Annotated in this window: 29 protein-coding genes and 1 pseudogene; 19 read left to right on the forward strand and 11 right to left on the reverse strand. The window is 70.2% G+C overall.

The features are described from left to right. Positions 1–88: 88 nt before the first annotated feature. A complete protein-coding gene (locus BUS84_RS12205) occupies positions 89–1,507 on the reverse strand; it encodes an FAD-dependent oxidoreductase (RefSeq protein WP_074311459.1) in 1,419 nt (472 codons plus the stop codon). 73 nt (positions 1,508–1,580) lie between these two features. After that, a complete protein-coding gene (locus BUS84_RS12210; protein ID WP_074311461.1) occupies positions 1,581–2,078 on the reverse strand; it encodes a GNAT family N-acetyltransferase in 498 nt (165 codons plus the stop codon). Positions 2,079–2,244: 166 nt separating this feature from the next. On the opposite strand from BUS84_RS12210, the gene BUS84_RS12215 reads away from it, so the two are divergent. The 4 genes from BUS84_RS12215 to BUS84_RS12225 all read left to right on the forward strand — a co-directional run bounded on the left by BUS84_RS12215 (position 2,245) and on the right by BUS84_RS12225 (position 3,892). Further along, positions 2,245–2,619 (forward strand): ArsR/SmtB family transcription factor, encoded by a 375-nt coding sequence (locus tag BUS84_RS12215; protein WP_074311463.1) that lies wholly within the window; start codon positions 2,245–2,247, stop codon positions 2,617–2,619. Between the two features lie 39 nt (positions 2,620–2,658). Next, complete coding sequence (locus BUS84_RS39825) at positions 2,659–2,943, forward strand: aquaporin (protein ID WP_244298486.1); 285 nt, start codon at positions 2,659–2,661, stop codon at positions 2,941–2,943. A 51-nt stretch (positions 2,944–2,994) separates the two neighbouring features. Continuing rightward, entirely contained in the window at positions 2,995–3,405 is a 411-nt protein-coding gene (locus BUS84_RS39830; RefSeq protein ID WP_244298487.1) for an MIP/aquaporin family protein, read from the forward strand. A gap of 79 nt (positions 3,406–3,484) precedes the next feature. Next, a complete protein-coding gene (locus tag BUS84_RS12225; protein ID WP_074311465.1) occupies positions 3,485–3,892 on the forward strand; it encodes an arsenate reductase ArsC in 408 nt (135 codons plus the stop codon). Positions 3,893–3,896: 4 nt separating this feature from the next. Here the strand turns inward: BUS84_RS12225 and BUS84_RS12230 are convergent, their stop codons facing one another. Both BUS84_RS12230 and BUS84_RS12235 read right to left on the reverse strand, forming a co-directional pair. Beyond that, positions 3,897–5,120: an MFS transporter gene (locus BUS84_RS12230; RefSeq protein ID WP_074311467.1), complete on the reverse strand. Its 1,224-nt coding sequence runs from the start codon at positions 5,118–5,120 to the stop codon at positions 3,897–3,899. Between the two features lie 33 nt (positions 5,121–5,153). Then, on the reverse strand, positions 5,154–5,942 hold the full coding sequence (locus BUS84_RS12235) for an SDR family oxidoreductase (RefSeq protein WP_074311469.1): 789 nt from the start codon (positions 5,940–5,942) through the stop codon (positions 5,154–5,156). 56 nt (positions 5,943–5,998) lie between these two features. On the opposite strand from BUS84_RS12235, the gene BUS84_RS12240 reads away from it, so the two are divergent. Continuing rightward, entirely contained in the window at positions 5,999–7,009 is a 1,011-nt protein-coding gene (locus tag BUS84_RS12240) for an ArsR/SmtB family transcription factor (protein WP_074311471.1), read from the forward strand. A gap of 54 nt (positions 7,010–7,063) precedes the next feature. On the opposite strand, the gene BUS84_RS12245 is transcribed toward BUS84_RS12240, so the two are convergent. Beyond that, a complete protein-coding gene (locus BUS84_RS12245) occupies positions 7,064–7,828 on the reverse strand; it encodes a FadR/GntR family transcriptional regulator (RefSeq protein WP_244298488.1) in 765 nt (254 codons plus the stop codon). 187 nt (positions 7,829–8,015) lie between these two features. On the opposite strand from BUS84_RS12245, the gene BUS84_RS12250 reads away from it, so the two are divergent. From BUS84_RS12250 to BUS84_RS12290, 9 genes are all read left to right on the forward strand, one after another. Beyond that, on the forward strand, positions 8,016–9,257 hold the full coding sequence (locus BUS84_RS12250; protein ID WP_244298489.1) for an ABC transporter substrate-binding protein: 1,242 nt from the start codon (positions 8,016–8,018) through the stop codon (positions 9,255–9,257). A gap of 70 nt (positions 9,258–9,327) precedes the next feature. Further along, the gene (locus tag BUS84_RS12255; RefSeq protein ID WP_074312549.1) at positions 9,328–10,275 is read left to right on the forward strand and encodes a carbohydrate ABC transporter permease; all 948 of its coding nucleotides are present in this window, start codon (positions 9,328–9,330) and stop codon (positions 10,273–10,275) included. Continuing rightward, positions 10,272–11,087 carry a carbohydrate ABC transporter permease gene (locus BUS84_RS12260; protein WP_074311475.1) on the forward strand — a complete coding sequence of 272 codons (816 nt, stop codon included), beginning with the start codon at positions 10,272–10,274 and terminating at the stop codon, positions 11,085–11,087. Before BUS84_RS12255 ends, BUS84_RS12260 begins: the two co-directional genes overlap by 4 nt. A gap of 7 nt (positions 11,088–11,094) precedes the next feature. Beyond that, a complete protein-coding gene (gene dgoD / locus BUS84_RS12265) occupies positions 11,095–12,243 on the forward strand; it encodes a galactonate dehydratase (RefSeq protein ID WP_074311477.1) in 1,149 nt (382 codons plus the stop codon). Between the two features lie 2 nt (positions 12,244–12,245). Then, a complete protein-coding gene (locus BUS84_RS12270; protein ID WP_244298490.1) occupies positions 12,246–12,884 on the forward strand; it encodes a bifunctional 4-hydroxy-2-oxoglutarate aldolase/2-dehydro-3-deoxy-phosphogluconate aldolase in 639 nt (212 codons plus the stop codon). After that, positions 12,881–13,834 carry a sugar kinase gene (locus BUS84_RS12275; RefSeq protein ID WP_074311481.1) on the forward strand — a complete coding sequence of 318 codons (954 nt, stop codon included), beginning with the start codon at positions 12,881–12,883 and terminating at the stop codon, positions 13,832–13,834. Before BUS84_RS12270 ends, BUS84_RS12275 begins: the two co-directional genes overlap by 4 nt. A gap of 34 nt (positions 13,835–13,868) precedes the next feature. Continuing rightward, a complete protein-coding gene (gene manD / locus BUS84_RS12280; RefSeq protein ID WP_074311483.1) occupies positions 13,869–15,098 on the forward strand; it encodes a D-mannonate dehydratase ManD in 1,230 nt (409 codons plus the stop codon). After that, positions 15,088–15,663 carry a gluconokinase gene (locus tag BUS84_RS12285; RefSeq protein ID WP_074311485.1) on the forward strand — a complete coding sequence of 192 codons (576 nt, stop codon included), beginning with the start codon at positions 15,088–15,090 and terminating at the stop codon, positions 15,661–15,663. Before manD ends, BUS84_RS12285 begins: the two co-directional genes overlap by 11 nt. Positions 15,664–15,934: 271 nt before the next feature. Further along, positions 15,935–16,834: an SDR family oxidoreductase gene (locus BUS84_RS12290; RefSeq protein ID WP_074311487.1), complete on the forward strand. Its 900-nt coding sequence runs from the start codon at positions 15,935–15,937 to the stop codon at positions 16,832–16,834. Between the two features lie 55 nt (positions 16,835–16,889). Here the strand turns inward: BUS84_RS12290 and BUS84_RS12295 are convergent, their stop codons facing one another. Both BUS84_RS12295 and BUS84_RS12300 read right to left on the reverse strand, forming a co-directional pair. Then, on the reverse strand, positions 16,890–17,591 hold the full coding sequence (locus BUS84_RS12295) for a GAF and ANTAR domain-containing protein (protein WP_074311489.1): 702 nt from the start codon (positions 17,589–17,591) through the stop codon (positions 16,890–16,892). A gap of 29 nt (positions 17,592–17,620) precedes the next feature. Next, positions 17,621–18,334 carry an ANTAR domain-containing protein gene (locus tag BUS84_RS12300; RefSeq protein ID WP_074311491.1) on the reverse strand — a complete coding sequence of 238 codons (714 nt, stop codon included), beginning with the start codon at positions 18,332–18,334 and terminating at the stop codon, positions 17,621–17,623. Positions 18,335–18,574: 240 nt separating this feature from the next. On the opposite strand from BUS84_RS12300, the gene BUS84_RS12305 reads away from it, so the two are divergent. Continuing rightward, positions 18,575–19,480: a helix-turn-helix domain-containing GNAT family N-acetyltransferase gene (locus BUS84_RS12305; protein ID WP_074311493.1), complete on the forward strand. Its 906-nt coding sequence runs from the start codon at positions 18,575–18,577 to the stop codon at positions 19,478–19,480. Between the two features lie 67 nt (positions 19,481–19,547). Further along, positions 19,548–20,312 (forward strand): inositol monophosphatase family protein, encoded by a 765-nt coding sequence (locus tag BUS84_RS12310; RefSeq protein ID WP_074311495.1) that lies wholly within the window; start codon positions 19,548–19,550, stop codon positions 20,310–20,312. A gap of 37 nt (positions 20,313–20,349) precedes the next feature. Here BUS84_RS12310 and bla read toward each other — a convergent pair whose 3' ends face one another. The 3 genes from bla to BUS84_RS12320 form a co-directional block, all read right to left on the reverse strand. After that, positions 20,350–21,306 carry a class A beta-lactamase gene (gene bla, locus BUS84_RS12315; protein ID WP_084757364.1) on the reverse strand — a complete coding sequence of 319 codons (957 nt, stop codon included), beginning with the start codon at positions 21,304–21,306 and terminating at the stop codon, positions 20,350–20,352. Positions 21,307–21,436: 130 nt separating this feature from the next. Beyond that, positions 21,437–21,568: a hypothetical protein gene (locus BUS84_RS40650; RefSeq protein WP_280175115.1), complete on the reverse strand. Its 132-nt coding sequence runs from the start codon at positions 21,566–21,568 to the stop codon at positions 21,437–21,439. 64 nt (positions 21,569–21,632) lie between these two features. Continuing rightward, entirely contained in the window at positions 21,633–22,583 is a 951-nt protein-coding gene (locus tag BUS84_RS12320; protein ID WP_074311499.1) for a nucleoside hydrolase, read from the reverse strand. A gap of 155 nt (positions 22,584–22,738) precedes the next feature. Between BUS84_RS12320 and BUS84_RS12325 the strand changes: the two are divergent. Further along, positions 22,739–23,361, forward strand: a pseudogene (locus BUS84_RS12325) (DUF6766 family protein). A 12-nt stretch (positions 23,362–23,373) separates the two neighbouring features. Here the strand turns inward: BUS84_RS12325 and BUS84_RS12330 are convergent. Then, positions 23,374–24,087, reverse strand: coding sequence for a GAF and ANTAR domain-containing protein (locus BUS84_RS12330; protein WP_074311501.1), 714 nt, complete (start codon positions 24,085–24,087; stop codon positions 23,374–23,376). Between the two features lie 439 nt (positions 24,088–24,526). On the opposite strand from BUS84_RS12330, the gene BUS84_RS12335 reads away from it, so the two are divergent. Together BUS84_RS12335 and BUS84_RS12340 are read left to right on the forward strand one after the other, a co-directional pair. Further along, the gene (locus BUS84_RS12335) at positions 24,527–24,958 is read left to right on the forward strand and encodes an STAS domain-containing protein (RefSeq protein WP_074311503.1); all 432 of its coding nucleotides are present in this window, start codon (positions 24,527–24,529) and stop codon (positions 24,956–24,958) included. Between the two features lie 327 nt (positions 24,959–25,285). After that, positions 25,286–26,155 (forward strand): manganese catalase, encoded by an 870-nt coding sequence (locus BUS84_RS12340; protein ID WP_074311505.1) that lies wholly within the window; start codon positions 25,286–25,288, stop codon positions 26,153–26,155. Positions 26,156–26,161: the final 6 nt, after the last annotated feature.

The following is a 26,161-nucleotide window of genomic DNA, read 5'->3' on the forward strand; positions in this document are numbered from 1 at the left end:
ACCTGACGGGTGTAGGAGGCGATCCTACGTCGCGGCTGGTGCGGCGGCCTGCCGCTGTGCAATCGACGGGCATCGTCGTGGTGCGCCATCAGCTGCCGCAGCAGCCGCCGGCCTGCCCGCCGGTGGGGGCGGCGTCGAGGGCGATCAGGTTCAGGGGCGCGGACAGCAGGCCCCCGGAGATACCGGTGGCGAGCCCGCGCGCTGTCGGCTCGGCGGCGGGCGCCGGCCCGCAGCAGCTATCGCCGGCGGCGGAGTCCGCGGGGTTGCTGTTGCACACGCCGGTTTCGGGCAGGTCGAGCTGGACGTCACGGGCGGCGGCCCAGTCGCCGGCGAGGGCGGCGACGACGGAGCGGACCTGCTCGTAGCCGGTGGCCATCAGGAACGTCGGCGCCCGACCGTAGGACTTCATACCGACGGCGTAGTAGCCGGGCTCCGGGTGAGCGAGCTCGTCGACGCCGTGCGGGGGCACCGTGCCGCAGGAGTGCTCGTTCGGGTCGATCAGCGGCGCGAGGGCGCGGGTGGCGCCCATGATCGGGTCGAGGTCCAGGCGCAGCTCGGCGGCGATCGAGTGGTCGGGCCGAAAGCCCGTCGCGGCGACGATCCGGTCCGCGGTGACGGACTCTTCGCCGCCGTCGCCATGCCGCACGACGACACTCACCCGGCCGTCGGTGGGGGTGAGGGCGTGCACGGAGAAGCCGGTGAGCAGCCGGATCCGACCGGCGTCGACGTGGGCGCGCAGCCGCGAGCCCAGCGCACCGCGGGCCGGCAGCGCGTCAGCGTCCCCGCCGCCGTAGGTACGCGCCGGTGAGGCGGTGCGGATCGCCCAGGTCACCTCGGTGCCCGGCGTGGATTCGGCCAGCTCGGCCAGGGACAGCAGCGTGTTCGCGGCGGAGTGGCCGGCCCCGACAACCAGGGTGTGCCGACCGGCGAACCGGTCCCGGGCCGCGCCGAGCACGTCGGGCAGCGCGTGCTCCAGGAACGAAGCGACATTGGTCTCGCCCCGAGCGGGCAGGCCGGACGCGCCGAGCACGTTCGGGGTGGCCCAGGTGCCGGAGGCGTCGATCACGGCGCGGGCGAGCAGCTCGTCGCCGTCGGCGAGGCGGATCAGGAACGGGGTGCTGTCACGGCCGGCGGTACGCAGCCGGTCCAGGCCCAGGCGGCCGATCGCCTCGACCCGGGCGCCGTAGCGCACGTACGGCTTGAGCTGCGGCAGCTCCGCGAGAGGCCGCAGGTACTCGCCGACCAACTCCGCTCCGGTCGGCAGGGCCTCCAGGTCGGGGGCGACCCAACCGGCCCCGTCCAGGATCCGGCGGGCGGCCGGGTCGATGTTGTAGCGCCACGGGGAGAACACCCGCACGTGCCCCCACTGCCGCACCGCCGCGCCGGCCGTCTCGCCGGCTTCCAGGACGGTGCAGGCGATCCCCCGCTCGTGCAGGTGCGCGGCGGCGGCCAGACCGATCGGTCCGGCGCCGATCACTGCGATGGGAAGGCTGTCCAGGGCGCTCATCACGTGACTCCTGTCTTGAAGTATGTCGAATCAGAAAGATGGCCGGGGCCTGGTGCTCGCGGCGGGGGGCTCGTCAGGTGATGGTGGGGCTGCGGCGTTCCAGCAGGACGACGTCCCGCCAGCGGTCGTGATGGCGACCGACGCGCTCGCGAACGCCGATGACGCGGAACCCGGCCCGCTCGTGCAGGGTGAGGCTGGCGGTGTTCTCCGGAAAGACTCCGGACTGGATCGTCCAGATGCCGGCGGCTTCGGTCGAGGCGATCAGCGTGTCCAGCAGCAGTCGGGCGATCCCGCGCCCGTGGGCGGCGGGGTCGACGTAGACGGAGTGTTCGACCACGCCCGCGTAGACCGCGCGGGTCGAGGTTGGCGAGACCGCGATCCAGCCGAGGACGGCGCCGTCGCCGCTGACGGCCACGAAGCGGTGCGCGGTCAGCCTCGCGGCGTCGAACGCCGACCAGGTCGGCGCTGTGACCTCGAAGCTGGCGTCGCCGGCGTCGAGCCCGGCCTGGTAGATCGCCAGGACCCGCTCGGCGTCACCGGCAGCCATGGGACGCACGGAGATGTCGACCATCAGCAGGCTCCGTTCGGGCTGGGTGCGGGTCGGCCCAGGACGACGTCCGCGGGCCTGCCCGCTGATCGGCCGGTGGTGACCATTTTCCCTCCCCTCAAGTCGGCTGTCTTGACGTCTCTCGAAGCAGAGAGTTGCACATTGATTAGATGTACGTCAACCTAGAGACATGTCGAAGCAGGCCCTCCTGGCCCTCCTCAGTCTGAGCGCTGACACGCCCTGCTGCCCTTCCCTTGCGCAGCAGCGCGTACCGGCCGAGACCGCCACGGTGCTCGCGCCGGCGTTCAAGGCCCTCGGCGACCCGGTACGGCTGCAGCTGATGTCGATGATCGCCTCCGCGAAGGGCGGGGAGGTGTGCGTCTGCGACCTGACGCCAGCGTTCGACCTGACCGGCCCGACGATCTCCCATCACCTGAAGACGCTGCGCGAGGCGGGGCTCGTCGACGCGGAGCGGCGGGGCACCTGGGTGTACTACCGTGCCCGGCCGGCCATCCTGCGCCAGCTCGCCGCGCTGCTCACCGTCGAGCCGACCACCGCCGCGTAAGCCGCCGCCGACGCACGCCAAGACGAAGAGAAGAGACGGATGACCATCGCATTACGGCGGCGCCTGCTGGCCGAGTTCACCGGCACCGCCCTGCTGGTCACCGCCGTGGTCGGCTCCGGCATCATGGCCACCACCCTCTCCCCCGACGACGTCGGGCTCCAACTGCTGGAGAACTCGGTCGCCACCGCGTTCGCCCTGGGCGCCCTGATTCTGATCTTCGGGCCGGTCTCCGGGGCGCACCTCAATCCGGTCGTGTCCGCGGCGGGCTGGTTCCTCGGCCGCCGCACCGGCACCGGCCTCACCGGCCGTGACCTCGCCGGTTAGAGCGCGGCCCAGATCCTCGGGGCCATCACGGGGTCGGTCCTCGCCAACCTCATGTTCGACCTGGCCGCCGTCGACTTCGCCGCCAGGGACCGCGCGGCGGGACACCTGTGGCTCGGTGAGGTCGTCGCCACCGCCGGGCTGATCCTGCTGATCTTCGCCCTCGCCCGCTCCGGTCGCGCGCCGGTCGCCCCGGCCGCCGTCGGCGCCTACATCGGCGCGGCGTACTGGTTCACCTCGTCCACCTCGTTCGCCAACCCGGCGGTCACGATCGGGCGGGCGTTCACCGACACCTTCGCCGGCATCGCCCCCGCCTCCGTGCCCGGCTTCGTCATCGCCCAGCTCATCGGCCTCGCCGTCGGCATCGTGCTCCTTGCCGCCCTCTACCCCGACGCCGGACGGGCCGCCGACCAGGTGGTCGTTCCGGCGAACGGGCGCGACCGGGCGCTCGACGATCCCGCCTGAACACGCCAGCTCACCCGCCGATTCCGGCCCGGGCGCCGGTCAACCGGCCCGGCGACCCGTACCTCGAGAGAGGCTCCTGATGTCCGACAAGCCCAGCGTCCTGTTCGTCTGCGTGCACAACGCCGGCCGCTCCCAAATGGCCGCCGGCTGGCTGCGCCACCTCGCCGGCGACACCGTCGAAGTCCGCTCCGCCGGCTCCGCCCCGGCCGAGACGGTCAACCCCGCCGCGGTACAGGCCATGCGCGAGGTCGGCATCGACATCACCGACCAGACCCCCAAGCTCCTCGAGTACGCCACGGCCGAGTCCTCGGACGTCATCGTGACCATGGGCTGCGGTGACGCCTGCCCGGTCTTGCCCGGCAAGCGCTACGAGGACTGGAAACTCGACGACCCCGCCGGCAAGGGCGTCGAAGCCGTACGCCCCATCCGCGACGAGATCCGCGCCCGGGTGGAAAAGCTCCTCACCGAGCTGCGCCCGACAACCTGACCCGTCATCTCCACGCCTCCTTGCCACCCCGCGCGGCCACGACATCGACAACCGCTCGACCACGCCGGAGATCCGAATCTGGTGTCAGGTGCCGGGCCAGGGCTGCTGCGGCGAGCAGCGCCAGGAACAGGCACACGCCAGGCCACCCGAGGTAGGTGTAGGCGCGGGCTCCGAGCCAGGAGCCCACGCCGCCCCCCAGATAGGCGCACGTCATGTAGGCGGTGTTGCGTCGGCTTCGCGCCTCCGGGCACAGGGCGTAGTTCCGCACCTGGTTGGCGACCATGCCGGACTGCATCCCGACATCGAGCAGCAACGTACCCAGCACCAGAGCAGCCAGGCCCGTCGTCCCGCCGAGGCTGCCGAACCCGAGGACGACGGCCGAGACGATGACCACGAGCATGCAGACGAGGTTCACCGGGGCCGGTCCCCGACGGTCCACCTGACGTCCGGCGATCGGTGTGCAGAGCATCGTTCCCGCGTTGACCAGTGCGAGCATGCCGACCGCCGGTGCGCCCAGGCCGTACGTCGGGCCGGTCAGCAGCAGTGCCACGCCCGTCCAGGCCGCCGAGAAACCAGCGAATATCGTCGCCTGATAGAAGCAGGAACGGCGCAGGTCCGGCTCGGTACGCAGCAAGCGCAGCGGTTCGGCCAGCAGCCTCGGATAACGGTGCCCGGACGGCGGAGGCGTGGTCGGCAGTACGCGGGCCATCACCACAGCGACGAACAGCACGACCGCCGCGGCTACCAGGTAGGGACCGCGCCAGCCCAGCCAGTCACCGACGGTCCCTGCGACAGTGCGGGACAGCAGCATGCCGGCGATCGAGCCGCTCAGCAACGTCCCGCTGACCGCTCCACGCTGGTCGTCGGCTACGAGGCCGGCCGCCATCGGACCAACGATCGGCGCCACCACGGTCGTGACGCCGACGAGGGCGCTCGTGCCGATGAGCGACGGCAGCGAGGGAGCGAGGCTCGCGGCGAGCAGTCCCAACCCGGTGAGAGCGAGCAGCGTGACGATCAGTGGCCGGTGCGCGAGTCGATCGCCCAGCGGCACCAGCAGGAAGATCCCGGCAGCGTAGCCGAACTGCGTCGCGGTGACGACCAGTGCGGCCGAGTCGAGGCTGACGTGCAGGCCGGCCGCGACCAACGGGCTGATCGTCTGCGGGAAGTAGATGTTGCCGACGGCCACCCCGCACGTGAGGGCCAGCAGCAGGACCACCCGGCGGCTCATGCCGCACCCGCCTCCTGGAAATCGTCGGGCACGTCAGTCCACCGCTCCGCCGGCCACGTAGATGACCTGGCCGGTGACGAACCCCGCCTCGGGGTTCACGAGGAACGACGCGGTGTACGCGATGTCCTCCGGCTGGCCGACCCGGCGGACCGGGATCGACTGCGCCACGATCCGCTGATGCTCTTCGAAGCTGCGACCGCGCCGCCGGGCCGCGACCCTGGTCATGTCACTGACGACGAAGCCCGGGGCGATGGCGTTGGCGGTCACGCCGTGCGGCCCGAGCTGGCGGGCGAGCGACTTGGTGAAGCCGATCAGGCCAGCCTTCGCGCTGGCGTAGTCGACGCGGCCGGCATCGCCGAGCGCGGAAATGCTCGACATGTTGACGATCCGTCCCCAGCCGGTCGCCGTCATGTAGGGGGTCACAGCCCGGGTGAGGAAGAAGGCGCCCCGCAGACTGACTCCCGTGACCGCGTCCCACTGCTGGGTGCTCGTCTCCTCGACGCCGGCGTTGGGGCCGCCGATGCCAGCGTTGTTGATCAGCACCGTTGGTGGTCCCAACTCTGCGGCGATCCGGGTGACGGCAGTGGCCACGGCGTTCTCGTCATCGACGTCGGCGGCGAAGGCAGCCGCTGTTCCGCCGTCGGCGGTGATGGCTCCGACGGTGCCGGCGCAGTCCTCCTCGCTCAGGTCAATCACCCCGACCGCGAGGCCGTCCCGCGCCAGGCGCCGGGCCACCGCCGCTCCGATTCCTCGCGCCGCACCCGTGACGATCGCCGTACACCCTCGGTTGGCCTGATCTGCCGTGTTGATCTGATGTGTCATGCCGGAGAGTCCATGGCACGGGCCGTCGGCCGCCAAGCGATGTAGCATATTGCTTAATGATCAGCTTCGTACTCGGCGTCGAGGACCTCGCGGACACCCGATTCGGAATCTCACCGATCCACGAGACCGTGCTGAGTTTCCGGGTACTGCGCGAGCCCGGCCTCTACGCGCTGCACCTACCGTGGCGAAGATCGGTTCTGGGCAGGCTCGACGCCCTCGACACTGAGCTGTTGACGGCCCTGGTCGGGCCGGACCGCGCCCTTCCGGATTTCCTGACGCCGCGGCCGACGAGGTTCGCCGCGACATTCGAGGAAGAGCTGACCACCGTACGCCGGACGCCTCCGGGCATCGTCCGCCGCGACGTGTTGGCCGCGTACCCGCGTGGCCGGCTCCCCGACGTCCTGCGGGAGATCGCCGCAGACGACGACGCTCCTGCCCTCGCGCTTCGCGATGCCGTCTGTGCTGCTCTGCAGCGCTACTGGGACGTAGCGATCAAGCCGACCTGGCCACAGATGCGACTCGTACTCGAAGCCGACATGACCTACCGCGCCCGGCAGCTGGCCCTAGGCGGCGCGCGCCTGCTCTTCGCCGACATGCACCCGAACCTGCGGTGGCACGACGGCGTGCTGCACATCGACAAGATGATCGGCAGGCACCGGGTCCTGGTGTCCGGCCGAGGACTGCTGCTGCTGCCATCGGTGTTCGCCCACAAGCCCGCCCCACCGGTCAGTCCGGAGCAACCACCACTGCTGGCATACCCCTGCCGTGGCGTAGCGACGCTGTGGGCCCCGACGCCGACCGCCGACGGGGCCGCCCTCACGTCGCTTCTCGGCGCGCCCAGAACTCGACTGCTGGGCCTCCTCGACGAGCCGCTGCCGACGGTGGAGATCGCTCGCCGGCTCACCGTGACGCCCAGCGCCGTTTCGCAGCACCTGCGGGTGCTGCACGCGACAGGCCTGGTCAGCCGCACGCGCGACGGACGGCACGTGCTGTACCGCCGCAGCCCGCTCGGGGATCAGCTCGTGGCCCCCGCGTCGCAGTCGGTGTTTGCGGCCGAGGTCGGCTGAAGCCACCGATCTGACCGGGCCGGGCCGATCGCGTCGGTTCCCGCTGAACGCCGCTCAGCCCTGGCCTGGTTCGCCGGTCTGCTCCCACATCGACTTCATCTCGCCGAACGCCTGCTCCATGATCTGGACCATGGCGGCCTGGGCGCGGTCGCCGTCGCGGCGCTGGATCGCCTGCGCCACGTCGGCGTGCAGTTGAAGTGCCTGCTCGTGCGGGTAGTGCGGCATCAGGTCGTAGTGGTGGCGGCCGGTGAGCACCTCCGCCACCAGGTCCTGCAGCTTGACGAACATCTCGTTGCCCGAGGCGGCCAGCACCCGCCGGTGGAACTCGATGTCGAGGTCGAGGAAACGCTCCTCGTCCCCGGCCTTCCCGGCGGCCCACATCTTGGCCGCCAAACCGACGAGGTCGCTGGCCTCGTCGTGGTCGACCCGGCGGGCGGCCAGCCAGGCGGCGTGCGGCTCGACGGCCGTCCGTAGTTCGGTGATCGAGCGCATCTGCGCCATCCGGCCGTCCGAGGCCAGGCGCCAACGGATCACCTGCGGGTCGAAGACGTTCCAGTCGCGTGTCGGCCGGATCATCACCCCGACCCGGCGGCGGGTCTCGATGAACCCCATGGCGGCGAGCACCCGCAGGACCTCGCGGACGACCGAGCGGGACACGCCGTACCGGTCGACCAGCTCGTCGATGTTGAGGACGGAGCCCGGCGTCAGCTGGCCGCCGCAGATGGCGGTGCCGAGGTGGTCGAGAACTTGTGCGTGCAGCCCGGCCTCGGCAGGGGCCTTCTTTTGGACGGCTGCAACCCCTGATGAGGACCGGTCCACACGTTGGAGCATATCAGTTGAAGATCACCCCTTGAATAAATCCGCTTTGTCGGCCTAGCATCCGGACGTTAAGCGGACGTTAACAGCGAGGTCGCGCTCTACCCCCGAAGCGACGACCACGACAGAAGGAGAGATGGACGTGCGGCGTCGATCGATATTGGGAACTTCTCTGGCCGTGGTTGCCGCCATGGGCCTGTCTGCGTGCGGCGGCGGCGGGGACGACAGCGCCTCGTCGAAGACCGTGCGGGTGACCCTGGCCAATCACGTGTGGACGGAGAACATCAAGCAGGCCCTGCCCGAGTTCGAGAAGCAGACCGGCCTGAAGGTCGAGATCACGCAGCTCGGCGAGGACCAGCTCTCCGACCAGTACAACGTGAAGCTCAACGCCGGCTCCAGCGACATCGACGTGATGATGTACCGCCCCCTGCAGGAGGGGAAGCTGTTCGCCAAGAACAAGTACCTCGCCGACCTGTCCGACGAGGTGAAGTCCAACAAGGACTGGGACGTCAGCGACTTCCAGGCCGGCCCGGTGGACGCCACCTCGTACGAGGGCAAGGCGGTCGGTGTCCCGATCATCACCGAGCAGGAGGTCCTCTACTACCGCAAGGACCTGCTGGGCAAGGCCGGTCTGACCGCCCCGCCGAAGACGCTCGACGAGCTCAAGGCGGCCGCCGCCAAGATCAAGGCCGCCGACCCGAGCGTCGCGGGCTTCGTGGCGCGTACCGGCAAGTCGCCGGCGGTCACCCAGTTCTCCAGCTTCCTCTACAGCTTCGGCGGTGACTTCGTCGACAGCAGCGGCAAGGCCGCCGTCAACAGCGAGCAGGCCAAGCAGGCGTACGCCTACTACGGCGGGCTCCTCAAGGACCACGGCCCGGCGAACGTCAGCACCGACATGAGCTGGCCCGAGGCGATGGCCATCTTCACCCAGGGCAAGGCGGCGTTCTACACCGAGGCCAACTCGCTCTACAAGAACGCCACCGACCCGGCCAAGTCGAAGGTCTCCGAGACTGTCGGCTTCGCGCCCTTCCCGGCCGGCCCCGCCGGTTCGAAGCCCTACAACATCCCCTCCTGGGCGCTGGGCATCAACGACAACTCGGAGAACCAGAGCAACGCCTGGAAGTTCGTCGAGTGGGCGACCAGCAAGGAGCAGACGCTCGCGCAGCAGAAGTCCGGCGTGCCGGGCGCGCGTACCTCGGTCTGGGCCAACCCGGAGGGCACGGCCACGTACCCGAAGGACCTCGTCGAGGCCATCGCGGCCAGCACCAAGGACGGCGTGGGTCACGACCGGCCGCTGGTCAACAAGGTCGCCCAGGCCCGCGAGATCGTCGGCCAGCCGATCGTCGACGCCATCGCCGGCAAGGACGCGGCGGCGGCGGCCGACACCGCCAACGAGGCGTTCCAGAAGTTCCTGGACGACGAGGCCAAGTAAGCCTGGCGCGGGGGTGGCGGAGCCGTCCGGCCCCGCCACCCCCGCCCGGTCCGCCCACCCCGGAGATCTCATGGCAGCAGTGACCACCCCCACCCGATCGCCCCGCAGAGCCTCGGAGACGCCGGACACGCCGGCGTGGGCACGCTGGGCCAACGACCACCGCAAGTGGCTCTTCGCGGCGCCGGCCATGATCTTCGTCGCCGCGCTGATCGTCTTTCCGCTGGCCTGGACCGGATACCTCAGCCTCACCGACGCCGAAGGCTCGGTCCGGGCGGAATCCGAGTTCGTGGGCTTCCAGAACTACGTCGAGGTGCTCTCGGACACCGACCGGTTCTGGCCCGCCGTCGGCCGAACCGCCGCGTTCACCGTGGTCGCGCTGCTGTTCGAGGTCGTCCTCGGCATGGCGATCGCGCTGCTGCTGTGGCGACCGTTCCGGGGTCAGAAATGGGTCCGGGTCGCCATCCTGATGCCGTTGGTCGCCACCCCGGTCGCGGTCGGCATGATGTGGCGGCTCATCTTCGACCCGAACATCGGGCTTGCGAACCAGGTCCTCGGCTGGATCGGCATCGGCCCTCAACCGTGGCTGGCCGGCCAGCACTCGGCGCTGCCCACGACGATCTTCATCGACGTCTGGCAGTGGACCCCGATGGTGGTGCTGATCCTGCTCGCCGGCCTGACCTCGCTCTCCGACGAGCCCCAGGAGGCGGCGCGCATCGACGGCGCCAGCACCTGGCAGCGGTTCCGGCACGTCACCCTGCCGCTGGTGATGCCGACCGTGATCGTCGCGATCCTGCTGCGCGGCATCGACGCGCTGAAGACCTTCGACATCCTCTACGCCACCAAGGGCCGCGGCGGCGGCTCCTTCCACGAGGTCGAGACGCTCAACGTGTACGCCTACGGCTTGAGCTTCGACTACAACGAGTACGGCATCTCATCGACGGTTCTCATCGTCTTCTTCCTGATCATCATCGGATCGATGTGGGCCCTGACGTCGCGTAGGAAGGAGGCGCAGCGATGAAGTCCCGCCCCGCCTACCGGGTGTTCCGCGTGGTGGCGCTCGCCGTCGTGGTGATCGCGCTGCTCGCACCGCTGATCTGGATGGTCGCCGCGTCGTTCAAGACGAACGTCGACATCTACGACACGGGCAAGGCGCTCGCCTTCTCGCCCACCCTGGACAACTACGCGAACGTCCTGGAGCAGGCCAACTACGCCCAGTTCATCGGCAACAGCCTCTGGGTGGCCTTCGCGGCCACCGTGCTCTCCATCGTCCTGGGCGTGCCGGCGGCGTACTCCATGAGCCGCTTCAACATGCGCAAGTCCGCCCTCGTGGTGCTGATGGCGCGGGTCATCCCCGGCGTCTCCCTGCTGGTGCCCTGGTACTACGTCTTCTCGAACCTGAAGATGGTCGGCGGCTTCAGCGTGCTCATCCTCAGCCACATGTTCGTGTCGCTGCCGCTGGTGGTCTACATCATGATGGGCTACTTCGACAGCCTCCCCATCGAGCTCGAGGAGGCGGCGCTCGTCGACGGGTTGACCCACATCGGCGCGTTCCGCCGGATCACGCTGCCGCTGTCGATACCGGGCGTGGCCACCGCCGGCATCCTGTCCTTCATCTTCTCCTGGAACAACTTCATGTTCGCCCTCGTGCTCTCCGGGGCCGACACCAAGACCCTGCCCGTCGCGATCTTCGACTTCGTCGGCTACGCCAGCATCGACTGGGGCGGCCTCATGGCGGCGGCCAGCGTCGTCACGCTGCCGATCATGTTGATCGCCCTGTTCGTGCAGAAGTACGTCGTCTCCGGCCTCACCGCCGGCGCGACGAAGGGCTGAGGACACCGTGACGACAATCGCTCGGGTCGAGACCTTCCTGGTCGCCCCCCGCTGGCTCTTCGTCCGCGTCGAGACCGAATCCGGGATCGTCGGCTGGGGCGAGGCGACCTGCGAGGGCCGCTCCGAAACCGTCCGCACCGCCGTGGAGCAGCTCAGCGAGCTCCTGATCGGCCGCGACGCGCTACGGATCGAGGACCACTGGCAGACCATGACGAAGGGCTCCTTCTACCGGGGCGGCCCGATCCTGGCCAGCGCCGTGTCCGGCCTGGACCAGGCGCTGTGGGACATCGCCGGCAAGCGGTACGGGGCGCCGGTGCACCAACTGCTCGGCGGCCCGGTCCGGGACCGGATCCGGGTCTACGGCTGGGTCGGCGGCGACGAGCCCAGCGAGGTCCGCGACCACATCGCGGCGCAGGTGGCGGCCGGGCTGACCGCCGTCAAGATGAACGCCTCGGGGCGGATGAGCCCGATCGCGTCGGTCGCGGAGCTGGACGGGGTGGTCCAGCGGGTCGCCGCCGCCCGGGAGGTGCTGGGCGACGAGCGTGACGTCGCCGTCGACTTCCACGGCCGGTTCACCCTCGCCAACGCCCGCCGCGTCGCCCCGCTGCTCGAGCCGTACCGGCCGCTCTTTCTCGAAGAGCCGGTCGTACCGGAGAACTCCCACCTCATCGGCGACTTCGTGCGGTCCACGACCACGCCCGTGTCGACCGGAGAGCGGCTCTACAGCCGGCAGGAGTTCCTGCCCGTCTTCCAGGCCGGCATCGCGGTCGCCCAGCCGGACCTCTCGCACGCCGGCGGGATCTCCGAGGTACGCCGGATCGCCGCGCTCGCCGAGGTCTACGACGTGCAACTCGCCCCGCACTGCCCGCTCGGGCCGATCGCCCTCGCGGCGTGCCTGCAGATCGGCTTCGCCACACCCAACTACCTGATCCAGGAACAGAGCATCGGCATCCACTACAACCTCGGCGCCGAGGTGCTCGACTACGTCGTGGAGACCACGCCGCTGCTCTTCGTCGACGGGCACATCGAGCGGCTCACCGCGCCGGGGCTCGGCATCGAGATCGACGAGCAGGCGGTACGGGCAGCGGACAAGCGCGGGCACGTGTGGCGCAGCCCCACCTTCCGGCACCCCGACGGCTCCTACGCGGAATGGTGAGCATGACCCTCGACCTGACCGGCGAACTCGCCGCGGCCCGCGTACTGGGGATCATCCGCGGCACCGACACGGCCGCCGCGATCGCCACCGGCGTGGCGCTGCTCCAGGAGGGCGTACGCATCGTCGAGGTGGCCCTCACCACGCCGGGAGCGTTGCGCGCCATCGAGGCCATCCGGGCGGCCGCGCCCGTCGGAGCGCTGATCGGCGCGGGAACGGTGCTCACCGCCGCCGACGTCGCCGACGTGGCCGCCGCCGGAGCGCACTTCGTCGTCACCCCGGCGGTCGTCGAGTCGATCCCCGAGGCCGTTCGCCGCGGGCTACCGGTCGCCGCCGGGGCGCTCACACCGACCGAGGCGTACACCGCGGTCCGGATGGGGGCGTCCGCGGTGAAGCTCTTCCCCGCCTCGCTCGGCGGGCCGGCGTACCTCCGGGCGCTGCGCGACCCGTTCCCGGAGCTTCCCCTCGTCGCGGTCGGTGGGGTGGGCCTGGCCGAGATGCCCGCCTACCTGGCTGCCGGGGCCATCGCCGTCGGCGTCGGCGGCCCGCTGGTGGGCGACGCCGCGTCCGGCGGCGACCTCGACGCGCTGCGCGTCCGGGCGCGCGCCTACCTGGCGGCGGCGACCGACCGGCCGGTCTCATGACCGCGGTCGACCTGCTCACCTTCGGCGAGTCACTGGTGTCGCTGCGGTCGGCCGGACCGCTGGCGCTCGGGGGCGCCCTGACCATGCACCTGGCCGGCGCGGAGTCGAACGTCGCGATCGGTCTGGCCCGGCTCGGCCACCGGGCCGCCTGGGTCGGTCGGGTCAGCGACGACGAGCTGGGCGAGTACGTGCTGCGGCAACTGCGCGCCGAAGGCGTACGCGTCGACGGCGTGACCACCGATCCCGCCCGGCCGGCCGGGCTGATGTTCCTGGAGCGGCGCACCGCCGACGTGACCCGGGTGCGGTACCACCGGACAGGCTCCGCCGGGTCCGCCCTGAGCGTCGAGGACGTGCGCACACCGATCGCCGAGGGTGCCCGCGTGCTGCATCTGACCGGGATCACCCCGGCGCTGTCCGGCAGCGCCCGCGACGCCGCCACCTGGGCGGCCGAGGCCGCCTCCCGGTCCGGAACGCTGGTCTGCCTCGACGTCAACTACCGGGCCCGGCTCTGGACCCGGGAGGCGGCCCGCGCGACGCTCACCCCGCTGACCGCGTACGCCTCGCTGGTCATCGCCTCCGCCGACGAGCTGGACCTCGTCGACGAGCCCGGGGCGGACGAGTCCACCGTCGTCGCGCGCCTGCTGACGCGCGGCGTGCGGACCGTCCTGGTCAAGCTCGGCGCCGACGGCGCCCGGGCACACACCCGCCAGGGCGTCCGACACGTCGCGGCGGTGCCGGTGACCGCGGTGGACACGGTCGGGGCCGGTGACGCCTTCAGCGCCGGCTACCTCTCCGGGCATCTCGACGGACTCGACCTCGACGGCCGCCTGCGCCGCGCGGTCACCGTGGGCGCCTTCGCCGTCGCCGGCCACGGCGACTGGGAGGGCCTGCCCCGCCGCGCCGAGCTGTCCCTTCTGGACGGACACGAGACCGGAAGCACCATTCGCTAAATCCGCCCAGCGCGGCACCTGAGAAAGGCACCCCGTGAGAATCGTCGCAGCGGACGTCATCGTCTCCAGCCCGGACCGCAACTTCGTCACCCTGAAGATCACCACTGACGACGGGGTCACCGGCCTGGGCGACGGCACCCTCAACGGGCGGGAACTGTCGGTCGCCTCGTACCTGCGCGACCATGTCGTCCCGCTGTTGATCGGGCGCGATCCGCACCGCATCGAGGACACCTGGCAGTTCCTGTACCGCTCCGCGTACTGGCGGCGTGGTCCGGTGACCATGGCGGCGATCGCGGCCGTGGACGTCGCGCTCTGGGACATCAAGGCCAAGGCCGCCGGCATGCCGCTCTACCAGCTGCTGGGCGGCGCGTCGCGGACCGGCATCATGGCGTACGGCCACGCCTCGGGGCGGGACATCCCGGAGCTGTTCGACTCGATCCGCCACCATCTCGAACTCGGGTTCCGATCGATCCGGGTCCAGACGTCCGTCCCGGGCATCAACGCCGTCTACGGGGTCGCCGCCCAGACCAGTGCCGACGGCAAGCGGTACGACTACGAACCGGCGCAGCGCACGCCGCTGCCGGCCGAGGAGGACTGGGACACTCGCTCCTACATGCGTCACCTGCCTGGCGTCTTTGAGGCGGTACGCAACGAGTTCGGGGCCGAGCTTCCGCTGCTGCACGACGGTCACCACCGGATGACCCCGATCCAGGCCGCCCGGCTCGGCAAGGACCTCGAGCCGTACGACCTGTTCTGGCTCGAGGACTGCACTCCCGCCGAGAACCAGGAGGCCCTGCGCCTGGTCCGCCACCACACGACCACGCCGCTGGCGATCGGCGAGGTCTTCAACACCGTGTGGGACTACCAGACGCTCATCCGCGAACAGTTGATCGACTACGTCCGGTCCGCCGTCACCCACACCGGCGGCATCACTGCGATGCGCAAGCTGCTCGACTTCGCCGCGCAGTACCAGATCAAGTCCGGTATCCACGGCCCGACCGACATCTCACCGGTCGGCATGGCCGCCGCCCTGCACCTCGACCTGGCCATCCACAACTTCGGCATCCAGGAGTACATGCAGCACGGCGCCCTGACCGACGAGGTGTTCCGGCAGTCCTTCACGTTCGCCGACGGCTACCTCCACCCGGGCGAGCAGCCGGGCCTGGGCGTGGAACTCGACGAGGAGGCCGCCGAGCGGTTCCCGTACGTGCCGGCCTACCTGCCGTTCAACCGGCTCAAGGACGGAACCGTCCATGACTGGTGAGCAGGGTGCCGGCGCCGGGCCCGGCCGCCGGCAGCCGCCCCGGCACGTCGTCGTGATGGGGGTGTCCGGTGCGGGCAAGACGACAGTGGCGAGAGGAATCAGCGACCTCGCCGGCCTGACCTTCGCCGAGGCCGACGAGTTCCACTCCGAGGCCAACGTGGCGAGGATGCGCTCCGGGGTACCCCTCGACGACGCCGCCCGCTGGCCCTGGCTCCGCGCCCTCGCCGACTGGATGGCCACCCGTGACGCCGAGGGCGTGTCGACGGTGCTGGCCTGCTCGGCGTTGAAGCGGTCCTACCGGGACGTGCTCCGGCAGGGCCCCCCGAGCGTGGACTTCGTCCACCTGGACGGGACGGCCGAGGTCATCCGGGAGCGGATGGCCCGACGCGCGGGGCACTACATGCCGGCGAGCCTCCTGGACTCGCAGCTGGCCATCCTGGAGCGGTTCGAGCCGGGCGAGCCATCGGGTCTGGTGCTCGACGTCTCGCTGCCTCCGGAGCAGCTCGTGTCGGCCGCAGTGGACCGTCTCGGGCTGCGTACCGGAGCCGCCGCCGTAGGTGGGTAGCCGCCGCGCCCACCCTGCCACCGGCACCCGACCTCCGTCCGGGTGACGGCCGGTTCCGCTGCCGCGCCCGTGCCGCCGGTCGCGCTGAACCGTGCGCCCAGCCGCGACATCGGGCGCGCACGTTTTCCGTCCGAACGGGTGGGTACGGCGCAGATCCCCGGACGAGGCAGGCGCATGTTCAATCCGCTGGATCACAGGGGGATCCCACTGGAGCCCTCGGACAGGTGCATCCGGGGCGGTCCCGCGGAAGAACATGAGAAGGGACAGGACCGTGAGCGGCAACCAGTATCAGGAGCAGGACCCCAAGGAGCAGTACCGCGGGCCGGACGAGCAGACCGGCGGCCAACAGCCGGCGCCCGGCACCACCCGGGAGATGCCGGACGAGCCGGACCACGGTGAGGAGAGCTATCAGGGCAGCGGTCGGCTGACCGGCAAGCGGGCGGTCATCACCGGTGGCGACTCCGGCATCGGCCGGGCGGTCGCCATCGCCTTCGCCCGCGAGGGCGCCGACGTGCTCATCACGTACCTGCCCGAGGAGGAGGACGACGCCCGACAGACCGCGCAGCTGATCGAGAAGGCCGGAGGCAGGGCGGTCACCGTCGCCGGCGACATCCGCGACGAGTCGCACTGCGAGGACATCATCTCCCGCGCGGTCAGCGACCTCGGCGGACTGGACATCCTGGTCAACAACGCGGCCTACCAGATGTCCCGGTCCGGTGGCATCACCGACATCACCACCGAGCAGTTCGACCGCGTGCTCAAGACCAACCTGTACGCGATGTTCTGGCTCTCCAAGGCCGCTGTCCCCCACATGAAGCCCGGCTCCACGATCATCAACACCGCGTCGATCCAGGGCTACCAGCCGTCCCCCGACCTGCTCGACTACGCGACCACGAAGGCCGGCATCATCGCCTTCACGAAGGGCCTCGGCGAGAACCTCGCGGACAAGGGCATCCGGGTCAACGCGGTCGCGCCCGGCCCGATCTGGACCCCGCTGATCCCCGCCACCATGCCGGAGGAGAAGGTCGAGTCGTTCGGCGGGGACGTTCCCCTCGGCCGCGCCGGGCAGCCGGCCGAGCTGGCCCCGGCGTACGTCTTCTTCGCCTCGCAGGAATCCAGCTACATCACCGGCGAGGTACTCGGCGTCACCGGCGGCAAGCCGCTGGTCTGACCGTCCCCGCTGATCGGAGGGCCGCCCGCGTGTCGCCGCGGGCGGCCCGTCCGCGTCAGCTCGCGTACTGGCGCAGGATGGCGTTCGCCGTGCCGGTCACCGGCGCGCCGGCTTCGGTCGCCTCGACCAGCCGCCGGTAGGCCGACCCGAGAGCGATGTTGTCCCGGTCCATCAGCAAGCCGAGCGCCCGTTGCACGAGATCACGGCTGAGCAGCGCGTCCGCGAGCCCCGCGAGAAACTGCTCGCTGCCGGCGTCCATCCGCGGCAGCACCTGGGTCGGTCCGGCGAGATAGCAGGACTGGACCCGCTGGATCAGCAGCCGCATGCCGGCGGCGTCCCGGGCGTAGAGGTTCAGCGCGGCCACCAGGACGCCGCTGCCGGCGAAGAGCGGAACGGACAGCGAGGCCCGGACCCCGTACCGCCAGGCCACGTCCCGAAAGCCGGGCCAGACCACCACGCCGCCAATGTCGGGTACGCCGACCGTCTCGCCGGAATGCAGCGCCAGCAGGCAGGGGCCGGCGTCCTCCGCGTACTGGGCCAAGTCGACGGCCTCGGCCACCTCATTGCTGGACGCGTGGGTGCGGTGGCCCTCCACGGCGAACACGGTGATCGAGGCGAAGTCGACCGGATCCACCACCTCCGCGCTCAGCCGGACGATCGTGCTCAGCTGCCCCGGCAGTGCCGGAGAGTCGTCGGGCAGCCCGGCGAGGACGAGCAGTGCCTCCCTCAGCTCGGGGTCCGGCTGGGGCGAGGACAATCCATCTCCTTGATCGGCTGGCCTGGTGCTCACGCCCGAGTTCTCCGAACTGCCTGGTTGACGAGGGCCTTAGCGACATCACGAACCTTGCGGTTGGTGTCCTGAGAGATCTTCGACAGCAGCGCGAACGCCTCCTCCGGCGAGCAGCGTCGCTCCCCGATGATGATTCCCTTGGCCTGCTCGATCACCGCCCGGCCCCGCATCGCCTCCCGCATCTGCTCGGCCAGCGTGGCGGCGCTGTCGTACAGGTGCGCGTTGGCCAGCGCCACCGCCGCGTACGCGGCGAAGCGCTCGGCGATGGCGATGGCCGCCGGATCGAAGGCGTTCGCCGCGGCGCCGTGGACGTTGAGCGTACCCACCACCGACCCCTGGATCGGTAGCCCGATCGACAGCGAACTTTCGACCCCGACGGCACGAGCCCTGGCCGCCCATTCCGGCCACCGCTGCTCAGCGGCCATCTCCGGCACCGAGATGCTGTCCCCGCTGGCGGAGGCATCCAGGCACGGCCCCCGGTGCTGCTCGTACTGCCACTCGTCCAGTTGACAGGCCACGTCACCGGTGAACGCGGCGGTCCAGTTGGCCCGGCCCCGGACCAGAGTGACAGAGACGTCCCTGGTCCCGGGAACGCTTCGGTTGGCCAGCTCGGCGATCCGGCGCAGCATCTCATCGAGGCTGGTCTCGTCGAGCCTGATCCGGCCCAGCTCGGCCAGGGCGTCGGCGGGATCCACGGTCGGCTGTGTCATCGCCAAACAGTCCTTGTCAGCCGGCACGCGCCAGCAGGTCGGGGCCACGAATGGACGGTCGCCCCCCATCAGACACCCGGCAGCGTCTCGCCGAGCGGCCGTCGTGGCTCCTGTCCCTACCCACTGGTCGCCGGCTCACACCCCGGGTCTGGCGTGCCCCGGGACCAAGTCCTGCCCGGGGCCGCGGTGTCGACGCCGGAGACTTGGCAGCGACCCGAATACCTGACTAAAGTCAGCTAAGTGAAATCTGAACTCGTCGCCGCGGTGCGGCGTTTCAACCGGACGGTGACCCAGCGCGTCGGCGCACTCGACGACGAGTACATGACCTCCGGACGCCCCCTGGCGCAGGCGCGACTGCTGTGGGAGATCGGTCCGGACGGCGCCGAGGTCGCGGCGCTACGGGCCCGACTCGGTCTGGACTCGGGCTACCTCAGCCGGCTGCTGCGCACCCTGCAAGGCGACGGGCTCGTCACGGTCGGGCCGGCCGAGCAGGTCGGCGGCGACGCACGCGTACGGGTGGCGGCGCTCACCGAAGCTGGGCGGGCGGAGTGGGCCACGCTCGACGAGCGCTCCGACGAGTTCGCCTGGTCGATCCTCGCACCGCTGTCCGGGCAACGCCGCGACCAGCTCGTCGCGGCGATGGCCCAGGTCGAGCGGCTGCTCATCGCGTCGATGGTGGTCGTCGAGCCCTGCCCGCCCAGCGATCCGCGCGCCCGGGCATGCCTGCGCGCCTACGCCCGGGACATCGCCCGGCGCTTCGACGACGGGTTCGACCCGGCACTGAGCAACCCTGTCCACGACGAGGAGCTCGTCCCGCCCGCCGGTGTGTTCCTGCTGGCCACCCTCAACTCCGAGCCCGTCGGCTGCGGCGCGGTCAAACTGCATCCCGACGCACCTGCCGAGATCAAGCGGGTCTGGGTGGCAGACACCGTGCGGGGGCTCGGCATGGGCCGGCGGATACTCGGCGACCTGGAGCGGTACGCGGCCGAGCGAGGCTGGACCAGGGTGCGGCTGGACACGAACCGGAACCTCACCGAGGCGATCGCGATGTACCACTCGGCCGGGTACCGGGAGATCGAGCCGTACAACACCGAGCACTTCGCCCACCACTGGTTCGAGAAACAGCTCGATCCATCCCAGGGCTGAAACAACTGCCACGGCTGCTCGCCGGCACGTTGAGGGCGGGTGGCCCGGGCTGTTAGCGTCGTCGGTCGTGGACAACGCTGATGACCTGCGACTCGCGTTCGACACATCGGATCTGGCGGCGGACCTCGCGCTCGCTCACTTCGAGTCTGGCGTTTCGGCAACGCTGAAGGCCGACGGCACACCAGTCACGGAAGCCGACCGGGCAGTCGAGCGACTGTTTCGCGAGACGTTGTCCGCGGCGCGGCCGGAAGATGCGCTCCTCGGCGAGGAACTTGGTCGACTCGGTGAGTCCGATCGGGTCTGGATCATCGACCCGGTCGACGGCACGTCGTTCTTCAGTCGGCGTGACCCGAACTGGCGAGTTCACATCGCGCTGGAGGTTGCCGGGATCACTGAGCTCGCGGTCGTCACCGCTCCTGCGCTGCGACGCTGCTGGTGGGCGACCCGAGGCGGCGGTTCCTTCGAGTCGTCCTGGCCACGCGAGGAGGCCGAGTCGAAGCGCCTGGAAGTCAGCACCACTTCGCTGGTGGCTGATGCGCGGATCGATGCTCTGGACGACGCGTCCACAGCCCGACTCCCACCGGGCGTGGCCCGCTCACCGGCAAGCCCCCTCCCGCTCGTCGAGCTCGTTCGTGGCGAGATCGACGCCTTCCTGGTCGAGCGATACCACATCTGGGATCACGCGCCATGGATTCTGCTCGTCGAGGAGGCGGGCGGGCGTTTCACCGATCGGACCGGCGGACATGCGGGCGATCAAGGCGGTGGCCTGTACTCCAACGCCAACCTGCACGGTCAGTTGCTCACCGCGCTTCAATACCCGGCGCGCCCCTGACCGCCGGGACCGAGCGACCTCCGGCGCTGTGGTCATATCAGGTCAGCGTGGCAACCACATACGCGGCGGCCTCAGCGATGAGCGCCTGATCATGCTCCGTATCCTTCTCGGCCTTGCTCGACATGATTCCGATGACCAGTGGCGCGGCTGCCGGGGGCCATACGACACCTATGTCGTTCACGGTGCCGTAGCCGCCGGTCCCGGTCTTGTCAGCCACGGTCCAGCCCCGCGGCACACCGGCCCGGATCCGTTGCGCACCGACGCTGGTGGCGTTGCGCTCCAGCAGGTCACGAAGAAAGGCCCGCTTGTCAGGTGGCAGGGCCTCCCCCAGCACGATGTGCTGGTAGTTGGTGCTCAACGCTCGCGGGCTGGTCGTGTCCCGCGGGTCCCCCGGGATGGCACTGGCGACCGCCGGCTCGATCCGATCCATCCGGGTGACCGTGTCGCCGAGGCCACGGACGTACGCCGTCAGCTCTCTCGGCCCGCCCAGGTCACGCAGCAGGAGATTGCCGGCCGTGCCATCGCTGTAGCGGACTGCGGCGTCACTCAGTTGACGGAGCGTCATCCCCCTGGCCACATGCTGCCGGGTGATGACGGAGCTCTCCATGAGATCGTCCCTGGTGTACCGGACGACGCTGCTCAGATCTGACAGCGGATGACGATGCAGCACCGCTGCCGCAGCGAGCCCTTTGAACGTCGAGCAGAACGGGAACCGTTCGTCCGCCCGATGGGCGATCGTGGCCCCGGTGCCGGTGGCCAGTGCGTACACGCCGAGGCGCGCGTCGAACTTTCGTTCCAACGAGGCCAGGTGATCGTGATGGTCGTTGGGCGAGGCCGTCGCGGGAGAGATCGGCGCGGAGGAAGGCGAGACAGAGGCGGAGGCGGAGGAAGAGGCGGCCGGCGGGTTGTCGCGCTCCGTGCAACCGGCCAATGGCACAACGACCGCCGCCCCCAGCAGAGCGCGTCGAGTGATGGCCGGCTGCGCTGACGTCATGAGCTTTCCTCCGCTGATCGGTCGCGAGGATGGCGCGGCCCGGCCACCCCCTTATGCGACACGCGCCGCCGACCACCAACGGTTGCATTCCCGCCCGCACCGCCAGGCCGAACACCCGGACGAGGGCGTGTCACGCGACTGCGGACACCGGAATGACTGGAGTGTCGTCGTTGATGTCCGGCCCGAAGAACTTGAACACCACGAGACCGTCGGCGCCCGTGTTCTCCACGAGGTGCGGTGCCGTCGCCACGCCGTGGGTCACCAGGCAGCTCGCCGCGGTCGGCCCGTCCCGACTACACGGCGTGACTGCAGTACCGGCGGTCGCGTCACTCAGGTACGCCGGTGGACGGGAATGCCTCCACGACCGCGAAGTAGTGGTCGAGGAAGGCCTGCTCCCGCACGTCGAGCGCGACCTCGTGCGACGCCGGAAGGCGGCCCGACCGGGCGCCGTAGCCTGCCTCCGCACCAGACTCGACGTCGTCGGCGGGCCGCCAGGTCGTGGTGCCCGCCGCCGGCCCGCCCTCGCACCTGACGGCCACCTCGCCGGGGGCGAAGGAGCAGAGCGAAGAATCGAAGAGCGTCGCCGCCGCCAGCGGGTCGTGAAACGTGACCTCCGGCCGGTCGGCGAACCAGGACGCGGCCATGTCGGCCACCGGGCGCAGCAGCGGGGCGTCGCACCGCTGGAGAAACTCGTCGGCCTTCATTCGGACCTGGTTCGTGACGTCGAGCCCGATCGAGCGGTGGACCGGTACCGCCGCGGCGTAGACGCGGGCCGCCGCATGCGGATCACAGTGGATGTTCCACTCCGGGCCGGACCCGGCGGCGAACGCCCCGCCCATCATGACCAGCGACCGCAGCAACGAGGGAATCTGCGGGTCGACGGCGAACAGCAGCGCGACGTTCGTCAGCGGGCCGATCGCCAGCAGCGTCACCTGACCCGGGTGCGCGTGGATGGTCCGCCGCAGGAACTCCACCGCCTCGCCAGCGGGGAACGAACTGTCGTGATCCCATCGTGCGAGCGCGGCGGCCTGCGGCGGTGCGCCCTGGACCGGTGCGCTGGCCAACGGTGCCGCCGCCCCGGGGTAGATCGGCACGTGGCGGCCCGCCACCTGGCAGAGCACGCTGGCGAGGGCGGCCCGCTGCTCCGGCTCGGCGGTGACCGTCGTGATGCCGAGCAGATCGCAGCGCGGCTGCGCCAGCAGATAGGCGAGGCACACCGCGTCGTCGATGTCATTGCCGATGTCGGTGTCCACTAGGACCAGATGGCGGTTATCCATGGCGGATCCATTATCCAAGCAGGCAGGCCGAACACCAGGGTTGCCCGGCGGTTCCCCCACTCACCGCCGGGAGACCGCCGTACGCGTAGCGACCGGACCCGGCGCGAGGAGACCGCATGTGGCGTGAACTGCGAAAGCACGGCCTGACGGTCGCGATGCTGGGCGCCTTCGTGATCTTCCTTGCGCTCCAGAGCGTGTTTGGTTGGCACGTTCACAACGAAGAACTGACCCGGTACGGCAGGGAAGGGTTGTCGTATCTGGCGTACCTGGGCACCGGGCACTTCGCCGAGGCGACCTTCGAGAACTGGGAGTCGGAGTTCCTGCAGATGGGCGGCTATGTTCTGCTCACCGCGTACCTGGTGCAGCAGGGTTCGTCCGAGTCGAAGCCGGTGAACCAGGGCGACCGCGAGGAGGATCGGGCGGAGAACGCCACCACCGACTCACCCTGGCCGGTGCGGGTGGGCGGCCTTCCGTTGGTGATCTACCGCAACAGCCTGTCCATCGCCCTGCTGATGATCTTCGCGGGTCGTTCATCGGTCATCTGCTCGGGGGTACAGCCGACTACAACGAGCAGCAGATGTTGGAAAGTGGCGCTGCCCCGATCAGTGCCTGGCGGTTTCTAGGCACCAGTGACTTCTGGTTCCAGTCGATGCAGAACTGGCAGAGCGAGTTCCTCGCCGTCGGGGCGCTGATCGTGCTGAGCATCTTCCTGCGCCAGCACGCCTCCCCCGAATCCAAGCCCGTCACCTCTCCGCACACCACAACCGAAGCCACTTGACCGTCGGCGGGGTCAGACGCCGGACGTCCGGGCCGCCCGGTCGACCAGGGCCTGGGCCACCTCGCGGACCTTACGGTTCGAGTCCTGCGACACCTTGGACAGGATCGTGAACGCCTCCGCCGGACTGCAGCGTCGCTCGGCCATGATGATGCCCTTGGCCTGCTCGATGACCGCTCGGCTCGTCATCGCCTCCTGCATCTGCCGGGCGAGAGTGGCGGTGCTGTCGTAGAGCTGGGCGTTGGCCAGGGCGACCGCGGCGTACGCGCCGAACGTCTTGAGGATCGACACCGAGTCGTCGTCGAAGGCGTGCGGCATGTGCGCGTAGACGTTGAGTGCTCCGACGACCGCCTCCTGGATCGGCAGACCGATCGACACCGAACTACCCACTCCGGCCTGGCGGCCACGTTGGGCCCAGTCCGGCCAGCGGTCGTCCGCGGTCAGGTCCGGGACGGACAGGACGTTACCGCTGGCGGCCGCCTCCAGGCACGGGCCGCGGCCGTGCGCGTACTGCCGCTCGTCGAGGTCGCGGGCCAGTTCGTCGGTGAACGCGGCCGTATGCCCGGTCCCGCCGCGCACCAGCGTGACCGACACCTCCACCGGGATCGGCAGGGCGCGTTTGGCGAGCTCGGCGACGCGCTGCAGGACATCGTCCAGACTGTTCTCGTCGAGTTTGATGCGGCCGAGTTCGGCGAAGGCGTCGGTGGGGTCCAGGGGCGGCCGCGTCATGGCGTCAGGTCCTCACGACCGGCGCGCCGGTGGTAGGCCAAAGCCGTGGGCACGCGGGTGGCAGCTCGCGGGTGGCGAGCCGCTGCACGGACCCACCGGGGCGGAGCCGGACGACGCCAGGCTCTCGACGCCGGTTCGCCGCACCCGATACCGGCGGATGCGGGCTACAGGAGTGCCAATCTACTCCTCTCCGATCCCGAGGCACCCTCCGCGTGAAGGGTCGGTGGGCACCTCACCGTGCCCGGAGCAGCGTCACCACTGTTGGCACGCGCGGGGATGTTGATCAACGCGGCGGCAGCCCCGACACGTCGTCAGGCGCAGGTGCCGACGGCCGAAACGGCAGGTAGGGTGATCAGCGGGTCAAGACATGCGCCCAGGTCGCCACCGAGCCCGACGCGGTGGCGAAGCCGACCTGACCGATGCACCATCGGGAGCCGCGATGTCGACCCTTGAGCACTCCACCCGGCGTCAGATCCCGCCCGCCGAACCGATCATGACGCTGTCCCTGGACACCGTTGGGCCCGCGACCGTGATCACCGTCAGCGGTGAGGTCGACATGAGCAACGCGCATCTCATCACCGATCTGACTGAACACGCGATTGGTCGGCTGCCCGCACGACTCGTGCTCGACCTCTCCAGCGTGACCTTCTTCAGCGCCCATGGCATCAGCGCCCTGCTGCGCACGCAGAACACCGCGGCCCACGCCCAGGTGCAGCTGATCCTGCGCGACGCCGCCCCCTGTGTCATCACGATCCTGGCGGCGACCGGCACCCTGACGAATCTCTGTCCGGGCCGCGGCCACCGCCCTGGCGCCCAGACAGCGCGGCCCGTCGCCCAGGTTCCCCGGGTGTCCGCGCTGCCCGGTGTTTGACGGACCCGGCGCCGGCCGAGGCTTCCTTCGCCGTGGCCTGGCCGTCCGGTTTGTGAGCCGCGACGGACCGGGAAGGCGCCGCAGCCCGGTCAGCGATGCCTCCACGGTGCTGCAGCGGCCGACAGTGATCAACCGGTCCCGCTCACCGCTCACCCGCTCGTCGCCGCCGACGGCGAACGTCTCTGCGCGCCTGCCGCGATCTTCGGAAGGCGATCGGTGCTGCCCCCGACGTGCCCACGGTTGGCCCGGCGGGGCCGCCAGTTGGCCCGGGTGGGCCACCTCGGCGGGAAGTCTCCTTGCCAACCCCAACGGCACCGAGGAGGACCAATGTTCAGCCACATCAAGGACCTGCAGTTCGAGGCGAAGCCGGACGGCCCGGACGCGGCGTTCGCCCGCCGGTTGCAGGAGATCCTGGGCGGCAAGTGGGGCGAGATGACCGTCGCCAACCAGTACCTCTACCAGGGCTGGAACTGCCGGCTGCCCGGCAAGTACAAGGACCTGCTGCTCGACGTCGGCACCGAGGAGATGGGCCACGTCGAGATGATCGCCACCATGATCACCCGCCTGCTGGAGAACGCCCCCCTGTCCCTGCAGGAAGCCGCCGACGACAACCCCATGGTCGCCGCGATCTACGGCGGGTCCAACCCGGCGCACTTCATCCACGGCGGCGGCGGCGCGCTGCCCACCGACAGCAACGGCGTGCCCTGGAACGCCGCGTTCATCACCGCCAGCGGCAACCTGATGGCCGACTTCCAACTCAACGTCACCGCCGAGGCCCAGGGCCGCCTGCAGGTCGCCCGCCTGTTCAACATGACCGACGACCCCGGCGTCAAGCAGATGCTGCGCTTCCTGCTGGCCCGCGACACCATGCACCAGAACATGTGGATGGCCGCCATCGAACAACTCAAACAGGACGGCCTGGAAGAAATGCCAGTCCCCGACGCCTTCACCGACTCCCAGGAGTTCACCAAGGAATACAGCTACACCTACCTCGACTTCTCCCCCGGCCAGGACGCCGCCGAAGGCCGCTGGGCCTCCGGCCCCACCCCGGACGGCAAGAGCGAATTCACCTACGACCACAGCCCCCGCGCCCACGCCCCCGAACCGATGCTCGCACCCGGCGACCCCCGCCTGTACGGCACCAACCCGGGCATGGCGCAGGGCGTCGTCAACAAGGTCAAGAGCAAGGTCACCTGACCCCAT

This window comes from Micromonospora cremea (genome assembly GCF_900143515.1).
GTDB classification, from domain to species: Bacteria; Actinomycetota; Actinomycetes; order Mycobacteriales; family Micromonosporaceae; genus Micromonospora; species Micromonospora cremea.

Bases quoted from the DNA above. Each gene is read 5' to 3' on its own strand.
- BUS84_RS12205 (WP_074311459.1), bottom strand. From the start codon at position 1,507: ATGAGCGCCCTGGACAGCCTTCCCATCGCAGTGATCGGCGCCGGACCG.
- BUS84_RS12210 (WP_074311461.1), bottom strand. From the start codon at position 2,078: ATGGTCGACATCTCCGTGCGTCCCATGGCTGCCGGTGACGCCGAGCGG.
- BUS84_RS12215 (WP_074311463.1), top strand. From the start codon at position 2,245: ATGTCGAAGCAGGCCCTCCTGGCCCTCCTCAGTCTGAGCGCTGACACG.
- BUS84_RS39825 (WP_244298486.1), top strand. From the start codon at position 2,659: ATGACCATCGCATTACGGCGGCGCCTGCTGGCCGAGTTCACCGGCACC.
- BUS84_RS39830 (WP_244298487.1), top strand. From the start codon at position 2,995: ATGTTCGACCTGGCCGCCGTCGACTTCGCCGCCAGGGACCGCGCGGCG.
- BUS84_RS12225 (WP_074311465.1), top strand. From the start codon at position 3,485: ATGTCCGACAAGCCCAGCGTCCTGTTCGTCTGCGTGCACAACGCCGGC.
- BUS84_RS12230 (WP_074311467.1), bottom strand. From the start codon at position 5,120: ATGAGCCGCCGGGTGGTCCTGCTGCTGGCCCTCACGTGCGGGGTGGCC.
- BUS84_RS12235 (WP_074311469.1), bottom strand. From the start codon at position 5,942: ATGACACATCAGATCAACACGGCAGATCAGGCCAACCGAGGGTGTACG.
- BUS84_RS12240 (WP_074311471.1), top strand. From the start codon at position 5,999: ATGATCAGCTTCGTACTCGGCGTCGAGGACCTCGCGGACACCCGATTC.
- BUS84_RS12250 (WP_244298489.1), top strand. From the start codon at position 8,016: ATGGGCCTGTCTGCGTGCGGCGGCGGCGGGGACGACAGCGCCTCGTCG.
- BUS84_RS12255 (WP_074312549.1), top strand. From the start codon at position 9,328: ATGGCAGCAGTGACCACCCCCACCCGATCGCCCCGCAGAGCCTCGGAG.
- BUS84_RS12260 (WP_074311475.1), top strand. From the start codon at position 10,272: ATGAAGTCCCGCCCCGCCTACCGGGTGTTCCGCGTGGTGGCGCTCGCC.
- BUS84_RS12270 (WP_244298490.1), top strand. From the start codon at position 12,246: ATGACCCTCGACCTGACCGGCGAACTCGCCGCGGCCCGCGTACTGGGG.
- BUS84_RS12275 (WP_074311481.1), top strand. From the start codon at position 12,881: ATGACCGCGGTCGACCTGCTCACCTTCGGCGAGTCACTGGTGTCGCTG.
- BUS84_RS12285 (WP_074311485.1), top strand. From the start codon at position 15,088: ATGACTGGTGAGCAGGGTGCCGGCGCCGGGCCCGGCCGCCGGCAGCCG.
- BUS84_RS12300 (WP_074311491.1), bottom strand. From the start codon at position 18,334: ATGACACAGCCGACCGTGGATCCCGCCGACGCCCTGGCCGAGCTGGGC.
- bla (WP_084757364.1), bottom strand. From the start codon at position 21,306: ATGACGTCAGCGCAGCCGGCCATCACTCGACGCGCTCTGCTGGGGGCG.
- BUS84_RS12320 (WP_074311499.1), bottom strand. From the start codon at position 22,583: ATGGATAACCGCCATCTGGTCCTAGTGGACACCGACATCGGCAATGAC.
- BUS84_RS12330 (WP_074311501.1), bottom strand. From the start codon at position 24,087: ATGACGCGGCCGCCCCTGGACCCCACCGACGCCTTCGCCGAACTCGGC.
- BUS84_RS12335 (WP_074311503.1), top strand. From the start codon at position 24,527: ATGTCGACCCTTGAGCACTCCACCCGGCGTCAGATCCCGCCCGCCGAA.
- BUS84_RS12340 (WP_074311505.1), top strand. From the start codon at position 25,286: ATGTTCAGCCACATCAAGGACCTGCAGTTCGAGGCGAAGCCGGACGGC.